At 47.4% G+C, this 21,459-nt stretch carries 18 protein-coding genes; 8 read left to right on the top strand and 10 right to left on the bottom strand.

Features of this window, described 5'->3' with window-relative positions:
• Positions 1-397: 397 nt before the first annotated feature.
• Positions 398-823 carry a DUF4278 domain-containing protein gene (locus NDI33_RS05225; protein WP_190439948.1) on the bottom strand — a complete coding sequence of 142 codons (426 nt, stop codon included), beginning with the start codon at positions 821-823 and terminating at the stop codon, positions 398-400.
• Positions 824-1,257: 434 nt separating this feature from the next.
• Here NDI33_RS05225 and NDI33_RS05230 point away from each other — a divergent pair, with 434 nt between their 5' ends.
• The 4 genes from NDI33_RS05230 (at position 1,258) to NDI33_RS05245 (ending at position 6,654) form a co-directional block, all read left to right on the top strand.
• The gene (locus tag NDI33_RS05230; protein WP_190677006.1) at positions 1,258-1,902 is read left to right on the top strand and encodes a hypothetical protein; all 645 of its coding nucleotides are present in this window, start codon (positions 1,258-1,260) and stop codon (positions 1,900-1,902) included.
• 201 nt (positions 1,903-2,103) lie between these two features.
• On the top strand, positions 2,104-4,011 hold the full coding sequence (locus tag NDI33_RS05235; protein ID WP_242028949.1) for a DNA cytosine methyltransferase: 1,908 nt from the start codon (positions 2,104-2,106) through the stop codon (positions 4,009-4,011).
• A 4-nt stretch (positions 4,012-4,015) separates the two neighbouring features.
• Positions 4,016-5,329 carry a hypothetical protein gene (locus tag NDI33_RS05240; protein WP_190677007.1) on the top strand — a complete coding sequence of 438 codons (1,314 nt, stop codon included), beginning with the start codon at positions 4,016-4,018 and terminating at the stop codon, positions 5,327-5,329.
• A gap of 47 nt (positions 5,330-5,376) precedes the next feature.
• Entirely contained in the window at positions 5,377-6,654 is a 1,278-nt protein-coding gene (locus NDI33_RS05245) for a Mur ligase family protein (RefSeq protein WP_190677008.1), read from the top strand.
• 68 nt (positions 6,655-6,722) lie between these two features.
• Here the strand turns inward: NDI33_RS05245 and NDI33_RS05250 are convergent, their stop codons facing one another.
• Complete coding sequence (locus tag NDI33_RS05250) at positions 6,723-7,286, bottom strand: adenylate kinase (RefSeq protein WP_190677009.1); 564 nt, start codon at positions 7,284-7,286, stop codon at positions 6,723-6,725.
• A 303-nt stretch (positions 7,287-7,589) separates the two neighbouring features.
• On the opposite strand from NDI33_RS05250, the gene NDI33_RS05255 reads away from it, so the two are divergent.
• From NDI33_RS05255 to thyX, 3 genes are read left to right on the top strand one after another with little or no spacing between them, the layout of a single operon-like run.
• Positions 7,590-8,126 carry a P-loop NTPase family protein gene (locus tag NDI33_RS05255; protein ID WP_190413785.1) on the top strand — a complete coding sequence of 179 codons (537 nt, stop codon included), beginning with the start codon at positions 7,590-7,592 and terminating at the stop codon, positions 8,124-8,126.
• 56 nt (positions 8,127-8,182) lie between these two features.
• Positions 8,183-8,764 (top strand): dCTP deaminase, encoded by a 582-nt coding sequence (gene dcd, locus NDI33_RS05260; RefSeq protein ID WP_190537077.1) that lies wholly within the window; start codon positions 8,183-8,185, stop codon positions 8,762-8,764.
• A 12-nt stretch (positions 8,765-8,776) separates the two neighbouring features.
• On the top strand, positions 8,777-9,499 hold the full coding sequence (gene thyX, locus NDI33_RS05265) for an FAD-dependent thymidylate synthase (protein WP_190439963.1): 723 nt from the start codon (positions 8,777-8,779) through the stop codon (positions 9,497-9,499).
• 24 nt (positions 9,500-9,523) lie between these two features.
• Here thyX and NDI33_RS05270 read toward each other — a convergent pair whose 3' ends face one another.
• From NDI33_RS05270 to NDI33_RS05300, 7 genes are all read right to left on the bottom strand, one after another.
• Positions 9,524-11,023 (bottom strand): NAD(P)/FAD-dependent oxidoreductase, encoded by a 1,500-nt coding sequence (locus NDI33_RS05270; RefSeq protein ID WP_190677010.1) that lies wholly within the window; start codon positions 11,021-11,023, stop codon positions 9,524-9,526.
• Between the two features lie 97 nt (positions 11,024-11,120).
• Positions 11,121-12,197: a threonine-phosphate decarboxylase CobD gene (cobD, locus tag NDI33_RS05275; protein ID WP_190677011.1), complete on the bottom strand. Its 1,077-nt coding sequence runs from the start codon at positions 12,195-12,197 to the stop codon at positions 11,121-11,123.
• 26 nt (positions 12,198-12,223) lie between these two features.
• The gene (locus NDI33_RS05280; RefSeq protein WP_190413637.1) at positions 12,224-12,505 is read right to left on the bottom strand and encodes an HU family DNA-binding protein; all 282 of its coding nucleotides are present in this window, start codon (positions 12,503-12,505) and stop codon (positions 12,224-12,226) included.
• 372 nt (positions 12,506-12,877) lie between these two features.
• The gene (locus tag NDI33_RS05285; RefSeq protein ID WP_348245622.1) at positions 12,878-15,526 is read right to left on the bottom strand and encodes an AMIN domain-containing protein; all 2,649 of its coding nucleotides are present in this window, start codon (positions 15,524-15,526) and stop codon (positions 12,878-12,880) included.
• Between the two features lie 45 nt (positions 15,527-15,571).
• Positions 15,572-16,363, bottom strand: a complete 792-nt coding sequence (locus tag NDI33_RS05290) for a hypothetical protein (protein ID WP_190677013.1) — start codon at positions 16,361-16,363, stop codon at positions 15,572-15,574.
• Positions 16,360-17,160 (bottom strand): PilN domain-containing protein, encoded by an 801-nt coding sequence (locus NDI33_RS05295; protein WP_190413631.1) that lies wholly within the window; start codon positions 17,158-17,160, stop codon positions 16,360-16,362. Before NDI33_RS05295 ends, NDI33_RS05290 begins: the two co-directional genes overlap by 4 nt.
• 4 nt (positions 17,161-17,164) lie before the next feature.
• Entirely contained in the window at positions 17,165-18,268 is a 1,104-nt protein-coding gene (locus NDI33_RS05300; RefSeq protein WP_190413781.1) for a type IV pilus biogenesis protein PilM, read from the bottom strand.
• Positions 18,269-18,497: 229 nt separating this feature from the next.
• Here NDI33_RS05300 and NDI33_RS05305 point away from each other — a divergent pair, with 229 nt between their 5' ends.
• Positions 18,498-19,778 carry a sugar ABC transporter substrate-binding protein gene (locus NDI33_RS05305; RefSeq protein WP_190677014.1) on the top strand — a complete coding sequence of 427 codons (1,281 nt, stop codon included), beginning with the start codon at positions 18,498-18,500 and terminating at the stop codon, positions 19,776-19,778.
• A 157-nt stretch (positions 19,779-19,935) separates the two neighbouring features.
• On the opposite strand, the gene NDI33_RS05310 is transcribed toward NDI33_RS05305, so the two are convergent.
• Positions 19,936-21,294: an ATP-binding protein gene (locus NDI33_RS05310; protein ID WP_190677015.1), complete on the bottom strand. Its 1,359-nt coding sequence runs from the start codon at positions 21,292-21,294 to the stop codon at positions 19,936-19,938.
• Positions 21,295-21,459 lie beyond the last annotated feature (165 nt).

A 21,459-nucleotide genomic window follows, 5' to 3' on the forward strand; every position in this document is an offset into this window, starting at 1 on the left:
CATCGCTTTTGTGTTCTCAATCGGAAGGATGCGATTCACACGCTTTTGCCCTCGATAGTTAGAAGTCAACACAAGGTATGGCGCTACTACTTAAGTCGCAGATCACCTTTATTAATTATTGTGAAAAAATGGAATAAAATTTGTAGGATTCGCTGCAACTACCCTTACCCGTAACGGTTGATCTGGCAGGATACATTCCCATAAAAAAAGGGCGATCGCTCTCTATCGCCCACGTAGCTTTATAAACCAGGAATCCGTCGTCTTCAGCTTTGAAGATTTCGTGCTTAGATAAGATTTTACACCTAAAGGGGGAGGAGTGCGCTCCTTCACTCTTTACGGTTGAGTCAGCAGTAATTGCTGACTCAACCGCAAGCACAGCCAGATATTCTGGAAACTCCTAGAGGCACAATGTCAGTTGCTTCGACTCTGCTTCTAGAAGACGAATTAGATTTTCATCACCTTTGGCTTTAGCAACCTGTATCCGATGTTCCAGGCTGCGGTGGATATTCGCTAAGTGACTTTTAGCCGCGTTATCCAACACTTTTCGACGAGTTGTATCGGTTGGCAATTTCCGATCGCCTAGAGGTGCGATCCCTTCGCATGAGATTTGCCTCTCTAGAGCATCCCTAGTCGTGCCGGTTTTGCCGATAAAGTAGGGGACTCCCCGATAGTTCAAGTTAACAATCGCATCGGGAACTGCAATATGTCTGGGATATGCAACGTTGTAAGTCTGTCCCCGATACTTACCCACAATCTCGCTTTCGGTTACTTCCAGCGTGGGTGAAGTTTTTTCGTAGCTGACGCCGCGATAAGAGAGTTTCATAAGTTTCGCCTCCGATTGAGTTTCCTGAGTATTTGTGACTAAGCAAGGCACGCTGCTTCGCGATCGCGCTCTACTTTTATTCCCCAGAGCCACTGACGGCTATGAATACTCAGTCAGTGGTGAACTAGCTAATTTATTTCTGTATCTATTTTTACATTTTTCCTTTTAAAGTGTCAATTTTTAAGAGATTTTAAGAAAATCTTTTGAGCGATCGCTAGGAAATCGTCCAACTAGACTCTACTGGCTGCTGATGCCTATTGCTTTACCTGATTTAGTTGCCGGGAGAAGCGAAAAGTAGCTGTACAAATCGGGAAACAATCAATGGTTCATCAACGACACTAAAATTAGTCAAGAACCCTCTATCGGAAGTATTAAACTTCGTCTACCTCCTCAGAAGGATAAACAACTCGATTTTAGTGGTGCCAAGAAAAATTATGAAACCCAAAAGCTTTTCTGCGTTACAAATTTTAATCAAAAGAACCGCCATTCTAATCATTGCGGCTTTCGTGCTGGTTGTGGTTTTTGTGAATCGGGCAAATGCAAACGGGGCGGAGTTCCTGGTAAGTAACGGCAATAATTTCGATGTCAATGAAATTCAATTTAAGCGAGTTGAATATGTCGGACAATGTCCGGGAACTGTGATGAATCCGGGCACTAGAAAAGCTCAGTTTGTTTCCAAATCAACTCCACCCGCACCTAAAAGGAAAGTGACAATCCGAAACGTGACTCAGGGCATGAAGAGTAATCCTTATCCCTACACGAGCAGAGGTTACAGTGAAGGGCAATATTCTCAAGGCGTTGATTTGAGTTTGGGAAATAGCCATCAAACTCGTACTTTTGCAGTTTTAGAAGGCGAAAATAAGTTTGAGTATGAAATTAAAGAAGGAGAAAGAATAATTGAACAAGGCACTTTTACAGCGGAAGTTTCTGTCAAAGATGTTGGAGTTTTTCCCCGCGATACCATTTGTGAGGAAAAATTAGAATGTCGGGACGATGGAGACTGTTACGACAGAAACGGCAAGAAGAGAGGAAGTCGTCAAAGATGCTATACAACGAATACCTGCCATTGTCCTGACTGATGAGACTTATGCAGCTGGCAAGTCACGCAGGAAATAGAAGCGATCGCCTCGCCACTGGTAGATTGACGTTTCAACTCAATCCGTGATGAAAATAGGTATGCAGTTCGATAGATACACATTTGCCAGCACATGCAACAGCTGTCTCTCCCTTTGAATCTACCTGGTATTGAGCCAGACAAGGTTGTTTGGTTTAAGGAAATCTTGCGATCGCTCGGCGTCAGCCGTTGCCCAGCTTGGCCCGATCAATTTGGCAAATCTCTTCATAAATGGTTCACTCAACGAGGAGTTTCTCCCATCAGAACCTTGAGCTTGTTCTCTGGTGGTGGTGGCCTAGATATTGCCTTTCATGACGCCGGGTTTGATATTGTTGAGATGGTTGAGCTTGAAGCCAAATATGTACAGACATTAGAAAAGAACTCGAGGTCAGGGAAATGGCTAGAAAATTCCAAACCAATTTGCACTGATATTAAAGAATTTATTCCTAGCCCCGATCTAAAAGTAGATTTCATCATCGGCGGACCACCGTGTCAAACCTTCTCAGCAGCAGGTCGTCGAGCATCTGGCGTCGCCGGAACGAGCGATTCTCGCGGCACTCTTTTTCAAGAATATGTCCGTTTATTAAAGATGCTTCAGCCAAAAGGATTCCTGTATGAAAACGTCTATGGAATCACTGGAGCGCAAAAAGGAGAAGCTTGGAAAGAAATCCAAAATGCTTTTAAGGAAGCAGGCTATATAATTCATTTTCGCGTTCTTGATGCAGCTGATTATGGTGTTCCGCAACATCGAGAGCGTTTGTTTATTGTTGGAATTCGTGAAGGTAATTATTTATTTCCCTATCCAACTCATGGCCCAGATTCTCCCAATCAAGAACCTTTCTACTCAGCAGGAGAGGCAGTTGAAGGCGCTAATAAAACGGATGTAGACTTAGGTATTGGAGGGCGATACGGACACCTTCTTACAAATATACCACCTGGTCTAAATTACAGCTTTTATACAGAGGAAATGGGGCATCCAAACCCAGTGTTTAGCTGGCGATCAAAGTTCTCAGATTTTCTCTATAAAGCTGATCCTCAGATGCCGGTACGGACTATTAAAGCGCAAGGAGGACAATACACTGGCCCCTTTAGCTGGAAAAACCGTAGATTCACACTTGAAGAGCTGAAGCGGCTACAAACGATTCCTGACGATTATGAAATTGTTGGTAATCGTCAAGTTTGTATTGAACAGATTGGAAATTCTGTCCCGCCACAGCTTGGACGGATTTTAGCTCTCAGTATCTTAGATCAAGTCATGGGTATTAATTTACCTTTTCCCATGCACTACTTACTACAAACTAAACAACTGGGATTCAGACAGCGCAAGCGTCAGCTAACCGACATATACGCTCAAAAGGCTAAAGTGGCGCTCGCTAACTTACATATTGCTGGACAAATTACCTCCACATCCCCAAAAAACTATATAAAGGATGAGCAAGCTGTGCGCTTTTTATCAACAGATTTTTCTTGGGATGAAGAAGAAGCCCCTAACAGCATAAGAATTAATCTGCAATATCATCTAGATCCTTCTTCCTGGATAATTACAGCATCAAACAATCAAAAAAATAAAGATGACAATCAATATGTAATTGAAATATATCCAGCTTGGGATAACCAAGATTGGATTTTAAATACGGGGAAGGTTAAACTATGCGCTAAAAATTTAGATAAAGGTATATTTACAGCTTTATGGAAAGCGTTTGAAGAGAAACTTATTGAACTAACAGGCATGGCTGATTTAGTTCAACTTTCTGGGTATTACCAATACGCCGCCCGAATTACTGGAGTTATTACTTTTAATAGTAGTTTAAATATTGAGCCGTTTTGGCGTGTTGTTCAATGCATTGTTAGAGGAATAGGAGTGGCAACTCAATTACCAGCTCAAGGACTAGCTTGCCAATGGGGAGTTAATAAAGATGATGTGTTTTCTTACCTAGAATCTTTACGCAGCATGGGGTATGAAGTTAGGAACTACAACACCAATCCTCAAATCCCTAAAGGAGAATATTTAATTCCCTATGCGTTTCCAACACTGACGCCCAGAAGTGTACAACTCCGCAAGAACTTGAAATAAGGCAATGAGTGAACTACATCTGCGGGTATTCATTGACAAGAGTGAGCTAGTGCTACCTGATGGTACAACACAAGTTTTCTTAGAAGGAGGTATGAGCCAGACAGCCAAGCTGAAATATCAAAAAATAGCGCTAGAACTCTCTCAGGGTTATCTAGAGAAGCAAATTATTCTCTGTAGAGACAATTTAGCTGCTCTTAACTTATCACAACTCAGTCAAACTCATATAGGGATTCTACATAAACTTGTAGAATCAGTAACCAGTGAAGTTGGAAGAGCGCTGGTAGGTTTGACAGTTCTACAGTTATGTGTAAAAGCGGTGGAGCCAATGCAAAGCATAAGGCTGCATAAAGGTAGTGCAGGTACAAGAGATTTTTCATGGCGTGATGGAATATCAATGCGATCCTTGGATAGGCAGTATATAATCCCAGTGCTACGTAAATACGAGCTGCTTAGGCTGAACGCAGATGGATTTATGATGACGCGCAGTTTAGCAGAAAATTATCCTTACTCACCCGTTTATAAAGCTAATCTCAGAGGCGCTCGTCAAGAATGGCTCAGTATTGTTGAAGGAATTGAGACTAACGAAATAAATCCCGAAGCAGCTCTGCATTACTTACTCTCGCAGCTGCTAAATCAGGCAAATTCTTTCATAAACTTATCTTCCCAAACAATAGAAAATCTCAACAATGTTTTTGAGCAAGCTGAAGAGGTGGATAGGGAATATATTACTAACATCATCTTGAGGCATATCAAGGAGTCTGATTATGCAGCACGAATTATGGAGATCAGTATGCATAGTCTTATGCAAGCAATGCAAGAATGTCAGGTTTTTCCAGATGGAGCATTGAAACCTCTATCACAGATGCGTTCAGCCAATAAGAAACACGGGAATATCGGTGATATTGAAATACTACAAGCTAGACAAATTATTGAATCGTGGGATGCAAAGTATGGAAAAGCTTACTTGCGAGATGAACTTGAAGAACTTGCAGATAAGCTTGCAGCACACTCAACTGTTGCCTTAGCTGGTTTTGTAACCAGTGTAGAACCTGAACGGCGACAAGAGATGTTATATCGATGTCAAGAAATAGAAGATTTATTTGGTATATCTATAGAAATACTGACCTTTAGAGAGTGGATTAAAAAACAATTTAATCGAGCAATGGAAGATGGTCTAGTGACAGAGCAAGAATTAGCTCGCGCCTGGATGACAGCATATACCGAATCATTGGCACAAAGACGCCGAGAGATTGCTCCAATTGATGAGCCTTGTCATCAGTGGCTTACCACTTTAAAAGAAATATTGGAAAACTTGTAAATATCTTACATAACAGTCTGAATAGTCAAGTTAGGATCTGGTTGCTTGTGGATATCAACTCAATTCTTCAACCGTTTCAGCGCTTTGGTGTTCATCTGGGTTTAGAGCGCATTCAAAAATTATTGGCAAATTTGGGCAACCCGCACCACAAAGTGCCAGTGATTCATGTTGCTGGAACGAATGGCAAAGGCTCAGTTTGTGCTTATCTTTCCGCAGTGCTGACTGAGGCAGGTTATCGCGTGGGGCGGTATACTTCCCCTCATTTAGTCGATTGGAATGAGCGCATCTGTCTAAACGAACAGCCGATATCGCTAGAAACGCTAGAAAAATTGCTGCTACAAGTCCAAGCGGCTATCCAACCGGAAGAGGAGTCACCGACGCAGTTTGAAGTCATCACCGCCGCCGCTTGGTTGTATTTTGCTCAAGCTCAGGTAGATGTAGCGGTGGTGGAAGTGGGTTTAGGAGGGCGTCTGGATGCGACGAATGTATGCCCTAATCCTCTCGTCACAATTATTACTTCTCTCAGTCGAGAACACTGGCAGAACCTTGGCCCTACTTTAGCGGATATTGCTAGAGAAAAAGCCGGTATCCTCAAGCCGGGATGTCCTGCTGTGGTAGGGCAGTTGCCAGGGGAGGCAAGAGCGGTGGTACAGCAGCGGATTATTGAACTGGGTTGTCCGGTTGTTTGGGCTGAACCGGCGGTGGAGTTAAGAACCGCGAAGACGCCAAGGACGCAAAGAGAAGAAAGAAGGGTGGAGTATCAGGGGATAAAGTATCCTTTGCCGTTATTGGGAGATATTCAGCTGAATAATTCGGCGTTAGCGATCGCATCTTTCCAAATTCTTCAACAGCAAGGTTGGGAAATTTCCGAAGACGCGATCGCTTCTGGTATGGCAAAAACTCAATGGGTTGGGCGTCTTCAGTGGACAAGTTGGCAAAATCATCGGTTATTGATCGATGGTGCCCATAATCCAGCCGCCGCGATCGCATTGCGTCAATATGTCGATACCCTGGAAACATCACCGATCCATTGGGTGATGGGGATGCTTTCTACAAAAGATCATGCGGATATTTTTAGCGCATTACTCAGAAAGGGCGATCGCTTGTATTTAGTCCCCGTCCCGGATCATAGTTCCGCCGATCCAGAATATTTAGCTACCTTGGCTCAAAATATCTGCCCAGAATTAGCCGATTGTCGCACCTACCCGGATCTCACGGCTGGATTAGAAGCTGCGATTTCTCCAGAAAGTTTATTAGTTTTGTGCGGTTCACTTTATTTACTAGGTCATTTTCTGGAACAAAACCGCTCTGCTGCATCCAAATAATCCTTGTATTTTCAAGGCAGAGGAACGCTAAGGTAAACGCAAAGTAACGCAGAGGAAGAATCCCTGGATTACTCAGCACTCGCCGCCAAGTTTTTGCACAAAATATCGTGCTGCACTTGCTCTGGGGTTTGGTTTCCGTTGACAGTCAACAACCGTTGGCGATGTTCGTAGTATTCCAGGATAGGAATCGTGCGTTCTTGGAATAATTCGAGGCGGCGTTGTACGATTTCTGGTTGATCGTCTGGACGCGATCGCTCTAGGGAACGGCTCATCAACACTGATTCTGGCACCTCTAGCCAAATTGCCCAATCTAGATGTTGCCCCAAATCTTCCAACAAAAAATCTAATTCTTCTGCTTGAAAAGCAGTGCGCGGATAGCCATCTAACAGCCATCCACCCTTGATATCCGACTGTTGGAGACGCTGGCGCATGAATTCGATCATCAGGGCATCGGGCACTAACTCACCCTTTTCTACATAGGATTGTGCTTGGATACCGAGGGGAGATTGGGATGCGATCGCTTGCCGCAAAATGTCGCCCGTGCAAATTCCAGGAATCCCCAGGTGACTACATAGCAATGCAGTCTGCGTTCCCTTACCTGCCCCAGGCCCTCCTAGAATGATTAGTCTCACGGCACCTTGCTCCTGCTGTGATTGAATCAAGCATCGCCGGAAGCTGAACTTTGATCCAGCTTTCAACCAAGCCTATGCTGGCTATTTTGCCATTGATCGGTCGCTCAGCGAGACTGACGAAGCCAAGAACTAATACAAGAACTAATACAGGATAGTCAGCACTTAACGGGCTTGACGGATGGATATATCTAGTGTTTGATTATGAGGCAAAATAAAAAAATACACTACATATCGTTTGCCAACCCAACTCTTCTGGGGCAAGCGATTCGCTCTTCAAGATTCCTCACGATTAAACTTCGCCTTATGGTTGCCCAGCTAGAAACCCCAGCGCTTCATTCAGATCGTCGCCTGCTCCCCACTATTGAAGGACTGGTGCAAGTTTTTACCGGCGCTCACCGCAGCTTTTTTACCGGAGTGATGGCGCAAGCGCTGCGAATTGCCGGTCAAGGAACCTCAGTTTTAGTGATTCAGTTCCTCAAAGGCGGAATCAATCAGGGACACGAGCATCCCATGCGCTTAGGGCAAAATCTAGATTGGGTTCGTTGCGACTTACCCCGTTGCATCGATACCCCGCACCTCGACGAGGCGGAAACTCACTCTTTACTCCAGCTTTGGCAGCATACCCAAAAAGTAATATCCGAAGGCAAATATTCCCTCGTTGTTCTGGATGAATTGAGCTTAGCGATTAACTTTGGCTTAATTCCCGAATCCGAGGTATTGGCGCTGCTCGAAAAACGCCCTGCTCATGTAGATATCATTTTGACTGGCCCAGAAATGCCCCAAGCGCTTCTGGATGTTGCCGACCAAATTACTGAAATACGTCGCAGTCACCGACCGTAGGGAATGCACTCACTTCACGCTATCCTAGTATTCCGGTTGGGATTACTTGTGAACCTGTGATTAAGAACGATATCTGGATTACTGAAATGGCTCAAAAGGGTATGATTTCGCCCTTTGAGCCTAAATTAGTTCGTCGTGTGGACGATTTACCTGTTATCTCATTTGGTCTGAGCAGCTTTGGTTACGATATCAGGCTCTCGCCTGTGGAATTCCACATTTTTAGGCATATTCCCGGCACAGTCGTCGATCCCAAAAACTTTAATCCTGAAAATTTAGAGCCGACAAAACTGCATACCGATGCGAATGGTAGCTATTTCATTCTGCCAGCTCATACCTATGGATTAGGTGTGGCATTAGAAAGACTAGAAGTGCCTGAAAATATTACTGTATTGTGCATTGGAAAAAGTACATACGCACGATGCGGGATCATCTGCAATCTAACGCCTGCTGAGGCTGGTTGGAGAGGACATTTAACCCTAGAGGTTTCTAATTCATCAAATGCAGATTGCCGTATTTATCCCAATGAAGGCATTGTGCAACTGCTATTTTTTGAGGGTAAACCTTGTGAGGTGAGCTATGAATCTCGTCAGGGTAAATATCAAGATCAGCCGGAAAAAATTGTTATAGCACGGATATAAGGAAATACTCAGGTGAAATACTTTCGTGTTGAGGTAGTTGCTGCCACGCCGAATCCCCAACAAGTTATCTGGGCAGCAATGCATCAAGATTACTCTGAAGAGTTGGTTTGGAATAGTTGCGATCGCTGGCCTGATGAGGAGCGAAGCGGCGAACTGATTATTAAACATTTATTATCAGGCGATCGCGGACATTACGGCCCTCTAGAACATCCTCAAATTACTGTTAATGTAGGTTATTTCCCGCATTCAATGATGCAGCAACTCCGCACTCATCGCGTGGGCGTGAGCTTTGATGTACAATCCTTCCGTTATACCGGACAGAGAATTGTTGATGTAGTAGAGGGCAAATTAGATATAGAAGAAGCTTTCTATTTACGTCCGGTTGGTAACTATACGAACCGGCAAGGAAAACGCTATTTGTATTCGGAGGAACAACGTCAGGCTGATTTGCAATGGTGCGAAGAAGCCTGCAAACATTATAAAAAACGCATAGATGAAGGACTTTCAGAAGAACACGCTAGAGGAATTATTCCTTTTGATGCCAGACAGCATTTTGTGCTGAGTTGTAATGTGCGATCGCTCATGCATCTTTTAGACTTGAGATGGAAAAAAGATGCCCAACTTGAAGCGCAAAAGTTTTGCGAATTGCTCTGGGTTCATTTTGAACAATGGACACCGGCGATCGCTCAATGGTATTTGGAAAACCGAGCAAAAAAGGCAAAATTAGCTCCATAGCTTGCCAAAATAAACTTTATATGGTTACGAAGACCATGACCGCCTGAAGTTAAAAAAGCCTTCTAAGAAGTCTTGCAAACGGGTATTTTTCTGAAATCGTTGTTGGTGCCACTCGTTAGCAGTTTGGTGAATAATTTCTGATAGGGTGGGAGAAATGGCAGGCAGTTGGCTGAGAGCATCCACTTTTATTTTCTGTCGCATAGCGAGAGCGATCGCCCCCATTAACTCAGCCGCTTCCATCCCCACCAGCGTTGCGCCCAGAATTTCTCCATTGCGACGCACCAGAATTTTACACAATCCCGTGATTTCCCCTAATATCTGGGCTGCTGCTACTGCCTTGAAATATTGCCGCAACACTAAGACATCTTTACCGTACTGGCGTCTCGCTTGCGCCTCGGTTAAGCCAACCCGCGCCAGCATTGGTTCAGAAAAAACGCCTGTAGGAATGCCACGATAGTCTACTTTGAAAATGGGTGCAAACAAAGCATTTTTTAGGGCGATGCTGGCTTCGTACTTGGCAATATGGGCAGCTTGATAACCCCCAGCAACGTCACCACAAGCGTAGATCCGGGGGTTTGTTGTTTGCAGCTTCTCGTTCAACTCCATCCCACGCCGGTTCATCTTGACGCCAACGCCTTCCAAGTTTAAAGCTGTGACATTCGGTTGCGGTCGAGTACATAGCAAAATTTCATCGGCTTCAATCGCTTTGTTGCCAGCTAGAACCCACTTTTTGCCGTCAATTTGTTTAACTTGCGTCACCTCTGTTTGAGTCAGGACGCGGACACCCTCAATTTCTAGCTGTGCTTGCACCACTCTCGCCGCCTCTGGGTCTTCTTTCGGCAGAATGTGGGAACTGCGTACTACCAGCGTGACATCAGCGCCCAACCGAGATAAAGTCTGCGCCAGTTCGGTGCCAGATGCGCCACCGCCAATAACCACCCAGCAGGGGCGAGGAGATGCGTCTACAGCTATCTGTTCGGGGGATTGCTGCCAAATATCTATCGGCGTCTGATAGCCAGTAGCTTCGAGTCCGTCAATTGCTGCAATCCCCGGACGAGAACCCGTGGCAATCAGGTAGGCACGCGATCGCAATCTCCGTCCATTGACGACAAAAGCGAGGTAAGGTTTACGGCAAAATTCACCTTCCCCAACAATGACATCAACACCCAAAGAAGCCAAAATCGCTGGGGAATGTTGTTCTTCTAAGGTGGAGACGACGCCATCCGCCCACTGGATTGCCTCAGTCAATCGCACCCCTGGAACGGGTTGCTGTTCTGTAGAATCAGCCAGATCCCAGGGAATACCGAATCGATTGAAGTCACTTTGCGGGTGAATCACTCGCCTAACCTGAGTCAAAGCTTTGGTATAGAGAGACCCTAACTGTAAGGACGATTGCCAGCGTCCCTCAGGAGGCGGCTGGGGTTCGACTAAGGCGACGCGGGCTTGCAGGTTGGCAGCCGCAATTGCGGCATGACGCCCTGCCTCCGTGCCGCCTATTACGACTAAGTCGTACTCAACTGCCATGATTTGTTCTTTGTCAGTTGTTAATTGCTGATTGCTAATGGTTTATTGCTAATGGCTAATCGGAAAAAATGAACAATTAGCCATTAACGATTAGCCATTACAAAATTGCCGCTAGACCGTCGATTAGGCGCTGGTTATCAACTTCAGAACGCACCGCGACTCGGAAGTAGCGATCGCCTAATTCTGGAAAGCTCAAGCAGTCACGGATCAGAATTTTACTCTGCTTGAGAAGTTTTTCCTGTACTTGCGAACTGGGTTGTTCTGACTCAACCAGCAAAAAGTTAGCAGCACCCGGTAACGGTTGCAATCCCGGTATTTGCGCCAAACCTTGAAACAGGTGGGACTTTGCCGGTTCCAACCAATCCCAGGTTTGCTGTTGAAATTCTGTATCCTTTACCACAGCGACACCAGCGGCTGCGGCTAAGATGTTGACGGGCCAAGGATCTCGCCACTGTTGCCAGCGCCGCAGGCGGTCTGGGTGAGCGATCGCATAACCTAAGCGCAGCCCTGGCAGACTGTAGAACTTGGTGAGCGATCGCAGAATCACCAAATTTGGGTAGTCTTGCACCACTGGAATGAGGCTTTGCTGCTGGGAAGGCGGCAGAAAATCCATAAAGGCTTCATCCATCACCACCAGCGCAAATTTCTCCAGATAAGGTATTAGAGTCTCCCGCAAAAACATCTGACCCGTGGGATTGTGCGGATTATTCACCAGTAGACCAAGGGGATTTTGGATTTTGGATTTTGGATTTTGGATTGGGAATCGTAAATCCAAAATCGAAGATCGAAAATCGGAAAGCGGGCACTCATGTACGTTGGCGCTAAACGTCCGGAGTGCCCGCCAGTAATCGCCGAATGCTGGTGTCACCAGACACGTTCTTGTCAGTTCTGATAAATCCCAACTTGCCCAGGTTAGTAACTCTGCCGAGCCGTTCCCAGGCAGAATCCAGTCTGGCGGGAGTTGGTGCAGCTGACCCAGAGACACCCGCAACTCGGCATAATCTGGGTCAGGATAGGCACGTAAGCGCTCTAGATGTGCCCCAATCGCCGCGAGTGCCGACTGGGGAGGCCCCAACGGGTTAATACTGGCAGAAAAATCAACAATGAGGTCGGGGGAACAGCCTGCCAGTGCAGCTGCCCAGGCTAAGTTACCCCCGTGAACAGGCCGAGTCAAGGATGATTGCCGCTTTGGATGAGTGGTTAATCTTCGGGCGCAACTTTTTCTTTAAACAACTTACCCGCAGAAAATGCAGGAACCTTCGTTGCGGGGATTTCCATTTTGTCCCCAGTTTTAGGGTTGCGACCCTCGCGGGCTTTGCGTTCCCGCGATTCAAAAGAGCCGAAGCCCACCAAAGTCACTTTATCGCCAGAAGAAACAGCTTCCATGATAGCTTCCAAGGCAGCCGTCAAAACAGCATCTGCTTGCTTCTTAGTGACAGAAGCCTTGTCTGCCACTGCATCAACCAATTCACCTTTATTCATGTTTAGTCACTCCAAATGGTTTGTACGGGCGTGATTATGACTAGCTCTAAAGTCCCAATCGGGGCTTTAGACACGAGCCTTTGAGGGCAATTTAGCCTCAAAAAAGCTGAAACTCTCGCTGTCTCGAAGTTTCACTGCATTATTCTAAAGTCTGCGTGCTGGATATGGATCGTCGAAAGCTTTAAGTTATGTAGATTTGAAGAGTTTTTTGATTAATTTTTCGGCAACGGGCACTTTTTAAGAGTTGCACAGCCTAGTTTCCTAGGCAAAAACTCCGTCTAGGGCACAAATAAGCCCCCTGTCGGAAGTCGAACAGGGGGAAGTTGTGTTTTGTCTCCTGAAGGCTCAATAGCTACTTTTTACTTACGCCCCTTACTTACGCTCCAATATCTGACGCGCATTTTGTCCTGGGGTGTAGCTGTAGCCAAACGCGGAACGCGACGAGTCATCGATAATCTGAGGGGTCAGCAACACGATTACCTCTTGCCGTTGATTCACCTTGTTGGTACTTCTAAACAAGGCACCTAGAAGCGGAATATCGCCCAAAATCGGCACTTTGGATACGGTCGTTCGCTCTGAATCTTGAATAATCCCCGACAGAATCAGCGTCTGACCATCTCGCAGGCGAAGTTGTCCAGAGTTCAGGTTACGCACCGTCAGCAAAGCGATTTGGTTGACATCATCACCAACGACTATATTTTGCTGACCCCCAATTGCAGTTACGGTGGGATTTACCGCTAAAGTGACGAAACCATTATCGTCAATCCGCTCGACTCTGATATTGAGGATTAAACCTGCCTGTTTAATTTCTGCGGTGACGGTTGTATTCGTCGTATTTTCAGTTGTTTCCGTTTCCCGCCGAATATTACCCACAACCTCTTGAGTCAAGTTGACGGTAGCCGACTGTCCTTCCTGGACAACCAGAGTCGGGTCAGTCAAAATCTTGGCGTTGCCACTTTGAATCTGCGCCCGCAATGAGGATAAGAACCGGCTGGGGAACTGCAATAGGGAAGGGAGAGCTGCCGTAACCGTCCCAACGGTTCCCGCTGTTGCAGTGGATGTTACCCTTCCAGTAGCGGGGTCAACGGTTTGAGTAATGATATTGTCTGTAGCTGGAGTAATGGTTACGAAACCACCCTGTAGCGGATTATTTAAATTCACAACAGGTCTAGGAAAAAGCCCAGCTCCTGAATTCTGTGCCCTTGTAACACCATTCGGACCCACTATGATGGTACCTGGTACAGTTCCCGGTACGCTGATGGGATTGTTTGGGTCAAGGAAAACATTGGCTCCGCTAAAGGGATTCGGGATGACAGGGGGGCTAACCTGACTCGTATTCACCTGCTGGTTTGTCGGGGGTCTGACACCGCCGTAATTAAAGGCTGCTGCTCCCTGGTCAACACTGAAGAAGCTATCCCCGATCCCGAAGGAGAAGCTAGTGTTAAAGTCCTTGGTGTTCAATAGGTTGACATCAACGACCTTGACATTCACTGCCACCTGGCGACGACGGGCATCTAACTGGGTCAAGAGGTTTGTCGCAATTTCAACTTTGCGAGGAGAACCAACCAGGGTGATGGCATTGAGTCGCTCGTCGGCTGATACTGCTAACCCTTTGAGTAGTAAAGGGGCATTTCCCTCAGTAGCTCTCAGTGCTAAAATGCTTGGCGTTCTGATTTCTACGGTTCGAGCGGCGGCTCCCTCTCCAATGGTCTGAATTTGAATTTGCTCTGTAGGGATTTGCGTCTCTGCCCCTTGGGTCGTCAAGAAGTTTGCCGCTGCCGTGACAGGGACTTGATTGAGTCGCAGGCTGCGCGTGATGATATTTCGAGCATCGTCGGGCAGTCTGGCACCCACAAAAATTGTTCGTCCAACTCGGTTGGCTTCTAAGCCGCTCAGCTGAAGGACGTAGTTGAAGACATCTTGAACTGGCTCATTTTCGATATCCAGGGAAATCGTAGGTCCCCCCTCGGTAGCACCACCTGGGCCTGGAGCGGCTGCTGGTTGCCCCGGAGTCCCACCTGCTGCCGCGCCTCCCGTAAAGGCAAGGTTGAGACCAGCCGAACGGGCAAGTAGCCCTAAAACTTCTCGGACGGGGGCATCCCGCAACACTAAGCGGGGTACGCGCTCAGCCGTACCGAGATCGATAACAGCGGGGGCAGCATTGGTGTTGGAGGTAGTAATATCGCCGACTGGGGGCGCGATCGCTCTCGGCAAGAAAGGCGGTGCCGGACTGACGGGTTGCACTGTCCCCGCCGCTGGAGCCGGAACTCCGTCAATGGTAATGCGCGGGTTTGGCACCAGAACATCTGGGTTTGGCGGGTTGATGACTGGTTGAGGCTGAACCTCTGGTAGACCGGGCGCAGGAGTTATGCCACTGGGTGCTGGAACCTGAGGGATTTGACCGGGTGGCGTCTGGGGGAATACACCGCCCGGAACTGGCGTTTGAGCGAGCCGGGTTGGAGTCGGTGGCGTCTGTGCCGTTGGTGCAGGTGCAGTAGGAGAAGAATTAACAGGTGCTTGGGAGGAGAGTGTCGGCGGTGTTGCTTCAGTCGGCGGTGCAACAGAGTTAACGTTTAAGGTGATTCCCCCTTCCTTGTTCTGGCTAATCTGCCCGGTCGGTTTGCTGTTAGCAGTGCTGACTGTTACTCGGACGCTATTGTCCTCTCGCTGGCTCACAACGATTGACTGAATGCCAGGAGCCGGATTTTCCTGACGGAAGCTGTCTCCCTCAGGTAAGCTCAGTCGGGCATTCAACACGTCTGCCATTAACTCATTGCCACGGCTGAGTGTGAACATCTGAGGGCGTAGGACAGTGTCCTTGCCGGAGCGATCGCCCTCAGATGTTTTTAGCATTACTTCAACACCGTTATCCGTGGGATTGAGTTGCACAGCGGTTACTTGCGTGGCAGCTGCTAAGACCCGTTGTGTTCCGGGTAGAACCAGTGCTGAACCGAGCAAGATTCCACCCAATATTGATAGCTGTTTCACCGTTTCCTCCTCACACAAAAGCAATTTTTGCACCTGAACAGCTTTCAGGTCGAATTCTCGACACCTACTCGCTGTCTCCTACTGGGGTGGTTGAGCTGCTGCTGCCGCTGCTGCTGCCGCTGCTGCCGCCTCTTTCGCTTCCTGCTCCGATAATGGCAGCAGCACCTCTAACCTAAAAGAGGTATTAATCAAGGTTCGCTCTTTTGGTTTGCCAGTGGGGACAATTTGACCCTGCCGGTTTACCGTAATTTTCTGGCTGGTTGCCGCGTCCTTTAAATCTGATTTCAAGTCTTTTACTACTAGCAGTTGCTGGAGTCGCTCTAGACTTCTCAGAATGGATTGGGTTTGTCCGTAGTCGCCTTCAAAGCTTACATTGTATACCTTACGTTTGAGCTTACCATTGACTTCCGGCCCCAAAGACCCATCAGTAATAATGTCACTACTGCTGGCACCAGCGGCATCGTTTCTTCTTGGCTCATACTTGGTCAATTTACCCTGTCTTGCCTTAACAAAACGATTGATATCTAGCATTAAGGTATCCAGGGTTCTGGAGCTACCAAACATGGAAAGGACAGCAGCTCTTTGCTGTTTTGCCTTGTTTAGGTTTACTTTCGCCGCATCAATTTTTTGCTGGAGTTGTGCCTGTTGTTGAATTTGCTGCTCGGTGTTTTCTACATCAGTTTGCAGTTGTTGATAAGAAGTCCACGCAGGCAACAACAGGTTAGCGACCAAATAAGCTGCTCCTGCTAAACCCAACACTGCCAGCAAGGCACCGCTAACTGTTGGCGTGAAAGTAATACCAAAGGCACTGGGATAGGCAGCTTCATCTTGGCCTTCATCGGATGGTATAAAGTCTTGACTTACCGTCATTTTTGCAGCGCTCCTGTGTTCTGAAGGTTTCTAAGCCGAGTCGCTAATCCCACTGCACCTTTGCGCTCCCACTCTCTAAGTAACTGGGAAGCCGGGGCATCGCTCAGGCTCGTTTTAATGGTGTATTCCACCACTTTTGGCAATTTAATTTCTACTCTAGCGTTGGAATTTCCTTGATCCTGGGGCTGTTGCACCTGAGTTTGATTGTCTTTCAACTCAGCCGCCACAATTTGGGTATCTTCGCTATCGAATAACTTAGATCGCTGTAGCGTTAGCAAAAAGTCGTTCACTTCATCAAAGGAGCGAGCGTACCCTTTGATTGACACGTTAGAACTCGGAGGGGCAGCGGCAGCAGTGGGGCTAGGGGCTGCTGCGGCGGTGGCTGGATCTGGAGCGGTTTGCTCAATGCTGGTGATTTGCAGACCTGGGGGGACGCGATCGCGGATATCCTGCAAAATCGCTGACCACGGAGCCAATTGATTGAACACGCTGGCGAGTGCCTGCGTTTCTCCTTTCACTGCCTGAGTTTCGTTGTTGATTGCTTGAATTTGCTGCTCTTTGGCTTTGCCTTCATTGAGCCGCTGTTCCAATTGAGCTTTTTTGGCGGTCAATTGTTCGGTTTGGTTTTGCAGCAACAACCACAACGCCCCAACTCCTGCTGGCAACAGCAGACCGACTGCCAATCCCGCCAACAGCGGCGTCATGTTTTTATTCCCAGAGGGAGCTTTGGCACCGGGGACATCGCGGCGGATGATGTCCGGGCGATCCTTAAGAAAATTAATATCTAGGCTATACATCGCTTTAAACCTCTCGTAGTCCTAATCCCAATACCACTCCCAATCCCGGTCTTTGCACTGGTGAAATTTCCTCTATCACCTCCAAGGAAAGGGCCGCAACTGGGTCTACTTGTGTCGTTGGCAAGCTCAACCGTTGCGTGAAGAATTCATCCAGTTGTCCAATTCCTCCTCCTGGCCCAGCGAGTAGCAGCTGCGCCACTTCTAAATTTTCGCTCTGATTTAGATAAAAATCGATAGAACGACGCAGTTCGTCGGCAAGCTCTCCCAATACTCTAACCAAAGCCGCCATACCGGGATTGATCCCTGTTGCACCTGTGCGGACATTATCGACGGGGGTATTGGGAATTGTCATCCCTTGCAGGATTTCAGTGTTTCTCGATGTCGGTAAATTCATCGCCCGATTGAGGGCACTCTGTAGTTGATATGTCCCAATCGGCACGGTGCGCGAGAATTGTGGCACCCCATCTACGATGATGGCAATCTCGGTGCTGTCGAACTCAATATCTACCAAAACGGCAGCTTCTTGAGGACCAAATTGCCGCAACTGCTCTCGAATCGTCCGAATCAAAGAAAAACTGCTAATCTCTAACACATCGATTTTTAATCCAGCTTCGCGGAAGGTTTCGATATAGGTATCTGTCACATCCTTGCGGGTGGCAACTAGCAGCACCTGCACCTTCTCGATTCCATCCTCATCGGTGAAAAATCCCAGCTTCTGGTAGTCTACATCTGCTTCCTCCCGTGGAAAAGGCAAGTAGAGACCGGCTTCGTGATCCAACACCATTTCCCGCAACTCTTTGTCATCAAGTTCCGCAGGCACTGGGATAACGCGCACTACGGCTTCGCGACCCGATACGGCAGTGGCGACGTTCTGGACTTTTATCTTACTTTCAGCGATCGCTTCCTTAATCAGTTCTGCTAAAGCTGGGGCATCGATAATCTTGCCTTCTTGAAAAACCCCTTCCGGAACTTCTTTCGAGGACAGCATTGTTAATTTGAATCCTTGTCCCTGCTTGCGTAGCTGAGCAATATTAATTCGTTCAGGGGCAATTTCTATACCAATTCCTTTGGTACGTTTCGATAATAATCCTTTAAATCGGGTGAACATATCTTTAGGTTTGCTGAGGGGAGCAGCCATAGAAACTTTAGTTAGGTAAGAGAGATTGCGTATAGGGAAATAGAGACAGATTCATGGTACCCAATCTAGCTGACAAACACATCGGTAGAGACAAAAATACACCCTGATAGATTCCGTACCATTAGATATACCTCATCAGGTAGGATGAGTTACTGCTAGCTGGGTTACTGCTAGCGCTGAAAGTGGAATTGCAATTTACATGATCCGTAGGAAAACCTGGAGACGATTGGGCATCTGTACCCTATTAGGGTTCATTTTCAGCTGGGTTATCAGCTGTAGCCCTGGATCTGCCCCATCCGGAAAAGGGGAAATTGAGTTCTGGACGATGCAGCTGCAACCGCAGTTTACTGAGTATTTCAACAAACTGATTGCCAACTTTGAAGCGGAAAATACCGGCGTCAAAGTCCGCTGGGTAGATGTACCCTGGAGTGCGATGGAAAGCAAAATCCTGACGGCGGTTTCGGCAAAAACAGCACCCGATGTCGCGAACCTCAATCCGGACTTTGCCTCTCAGTTGGCGTCGCGCAATGCTTGGTTAAATTTAGATACTAAAGTTCCCCAGGCGGTGCGTCAGCAATATCTACCTAATATATGGAAGGCTAGCACGCTCAGCGACCAAAGTTTTGGACTTCCCTGGTATTTAACGACGCGGGTGACGATTTACAACCAGGATTTGTTTAAAGCTGCTGGGGTAAGCAAACCTCCGGCGACTTATGCCGAACTGGCACAAGTTGCTCAACAAATTAAGGAAAAAACCGGCAAGTATGCGTTTTTTGCAACCCTAGTTCCAGAAGATTCGGCTGAGGTGCTGGAATCGATGGTGCAGATGGGGGTTCAATTGGTGGATGCCAATGGAGAGGCGGCTTTTAATACACCCGCCGGGAAAGCGGCGTTTCAGTATTGGGTAGACCTTTACCAGAAGAAGCTGTTGCCCCAGGAAGTATTGACACAAGGGCATCGACGTGCAATTGAACTGTACCAAGCAGGTGAGACGGCGGTGCTAGCAACGGGCGCAGAGTTTATGGCGACGATTGAGAAGAACGCCCCAGCGATCGCGCAAGTCTCCGCTGCGGCACCCCAGATTACCGGCGAAACGGGTAAAAAGAATGTAGCGGTGATGAATCTGGTGATTCCCCGCGACACTCCAAATCCGGATGACGCCCTCAAATTTGCTTTATTTGTCACCAACGATCAAAATCAGCTGGCTTTTGCTAAGGCGGCGAACGTGTTGCCGTCTACAGTTCAGGCAGTGCAAGAGTACCAAAGCCAGATAGCCAGTAATCCGAAGGTATCGCCAGTAGAACAAGCTCGCGTCATTAGTGCCAGCCAATTGACATCGGCAGAGGTTTTAGTCCCGGCGATGAAGGATCTCAACAAGTTGCAGAAGGCAATTTATGAGAATTTGCAAGCAGCAATGTTAGGGGAAAAGACGGTAGACAAAGCAGTTGGAGATGCAGCTTTAGCGTGGAATCAACGCTAGGGATTCACGCTAAAGCTGCCAGACCTAACTCCCAACCCCTTCCTGGAATCGGGAAGGGGAGCAATATTCAAGAGAAATATTCAAAACCCCTCTCCGTTTCGGAGAGGGGTTTGGGGAGAGGTTTGGAGAGGCACTTTTTTCTCTAGATGGGGAGTTATCACACGATTACAGCAGTATTAGAGCTTGATGTGACTTCACGGGGCAACTCTAGGCGGAAAGTTGAACCCTCTCCCGGCTGACTTTCCACCTGTATTTTCCCATCCATCATGCGAACTAATCGGTCAGTAATGGCAAGCCCTAAACCCGTACCCCCATGAGTGCGCGTCAGGCTTTGACTGAGTTGTCGAAATTCTTGAAAAATTTGCTGGACTTCCGACTCCTCGATCCCAATGCCCGTATCTTTGACCGCGATCGCAATTTGGTCGGGTGTCGGTTCGCAAGCATCCACAGTAATGCTACCCGAATCGGTAAACTTAATCGCATTGGAAAGAAGATTAACCAACACCTGCCGCACGCGATTACTGTCATTCACAACACAAGGATTATCAAGACTAACGTGAATATGCACTTCCAGGTGCTTCTGCTGAGCCAAGCTCTGGAGTTCTTCCACCGTTTGCGTGACTAGCTCGACTAAGTCAAATTCTTCCAAATTTAATTCCAGCTTTCCCGCCTCTAGCTTAGAGAAGTCCAGAATATCCTCAATCAGTTTGAGTAGGTGTTTGCCACTATTAAAAATGCGCTCCAGCATATGTATTTGGCTTTGGCCCAGCTGATGCTGAGCTTGGCGCATCAGCAATTGCGAAAAGCCTAGAATCGCATTCATCGGAGTCCGCAGTTCGTGGGACATCAGCGCCAAAAACTGCGACTTCAGCCGGACTTCTTCTTGAAGGCGCAAATTTTGTAAATGATAATAGCGAATTTTCTCCTCCGCTTGCTTGCGGGCGGTGATATCACGTAGCATCCAGCGCAGGGAAGACCCCTTACCTTGCTTATCTGGGACGCTGGCGACAGTCAGCGCAGCATTAAAGAGTTTGCCTTGACGCGATTTTAGTCGCACCTCCCACTCCTGAACTAAGCCTAATTTTGGCACCTGAGTCAGTTGGGAACGAAAGGCTCGACGAGCTTCTTCAGGCACAAATATGATTAGCGGTTTGCCCACTAGGTAAGTGGGCAAGATACCGAGAAGCTCAGCGGCGGCGCGGTTGGCTTCCCGAATCGTTCCCGCCGCATCTGTTACCAGGTAGCCGTCTGGAGCAAACTCGAATAGGTCTAGGTAGCGCTGGCGTTCCGATTCCAATGCTCCCCTCGCCCCTAACAACTCCTCATTCTGCTGGCGCAGTTCTTCTTCGGCTACGTGTAATTCTTCCAAAGCGGTTTTTAATTCTTCCAGCGATCCCGCTAGCAGCTCTGGCTGTTGCTGAGGCGATTCGGTGACACGCTGCTGTAACGCCGCTGCGCGTTGGCGTGCCGTCTCTATTTTCTCGGTAAACCGCTCTCCTTTTAGGTGAAAAGTCATGAAATTCTTGATTACTATCTTTTTTTAAACTTTTGTTAAGCTCTTGAATCACCCATTTTGCTTTTTGAGCAATTTGGAAATCAGATTAGCTGTAAGCGCCCTAAGCAACTAGACAAATCACACAAAGTTTTTAGCTTTTGGCAGCAAGTGCCGTTGAACTTAACT

This window comes from Trichocoleus sp. DQ-A1, from assembly GCF_039961955.1.
Lineage (GTDB): Bacteria > Cyanobacteriota > Cyanobacteriia > Cyanobacteriales > FACHB-T130 > FACHB-T130.

What these genes read in the sequence shown, in the direction of transcription:
- NDI33_RS05225 (WP_190439948.1), bottom strand. Translation starts at nt 823, where the DNA reads ATGAAACTCTCTTATCGCGGCGTCAGCTACGAAAAAACTTCACCCACG.
- NDI33_RS05230 (WP_190677006.1), top strand. Translation starts at nt 1,258, where the DNA reads ATGAAACCCAAAAGCTTTTCTGCGTTACAAATTTTAATCAAAAGAACC.
- NDI33_RS05240 (WP_190677007.1), top strand. Translation starts at nt 4,016, where the DNA reads ATGAGTGAACTACATCTGCGGGTATTCATTGACAAGAGTGAGCTAGTG.
- NDI33_RS05255 (WP_190413785.1), top strand. Translation starts at nt 7,590, where the DNA reads ATGGTTGCCCAGCTAGAAACCCCAGCGCTTCATTCAGATCGTCGCCTG.
- NDI33_RS05270 (WP_190677010.1), bottom strand. Translation starts at nt 11,023, where the DNA reads ATGGCAGTTGAGTACGACTTAGTCGTAATAGGCGGCACGGAGGCAGGG.
- NDI33_RS05280 (WP_190413637.1), bottom strand. Translation starts at nt 12,505, where the DNA reads ATGAATAAAGGTGAATTGGTTGATGCAGTGGCAGACAAGGCTTCTGTC.
- NDI33_RS05290 (WP_190677013.1), bottom strand. Translation starts at nt 16,363, where the DNA reads ATGACGGTAAGTCAAGACTTTATACCATCCGATGAAGGCCAAGATGAA.
- NDI33_RS05295 (WP_190413631.1), bottom strand. Translation starts at nt 17,160, where the DNA reads ATGTATAGCCTAGATATTAATTTTCTTAAGGATCGCCCGGACATCATC.
- NDI33_RS05300 (WP_190413781.1), bottom strand. Translation starts at nt 18,268, where the DNA reads ATGTTCACCCGATTTAAAGGATTATTATCGAAACGTACCAAAGGAATT.
- NDI33_RS05305 (WP_190677014.1), top strand. Translation starts at nt 18,498, where the DNA reads ATGATCCGTAGGAAAACCTGGAGACGATTGGGCATCTGTACCCTATTA.
- NDI33_RS05310 (WP_190677015.1), bottom strand. Translation starts at nt 21,294, where the DNA reads ATGACTTTTCACCTAAAAGGAGAGCGGTTTACCGAGAAAATAGAGACG.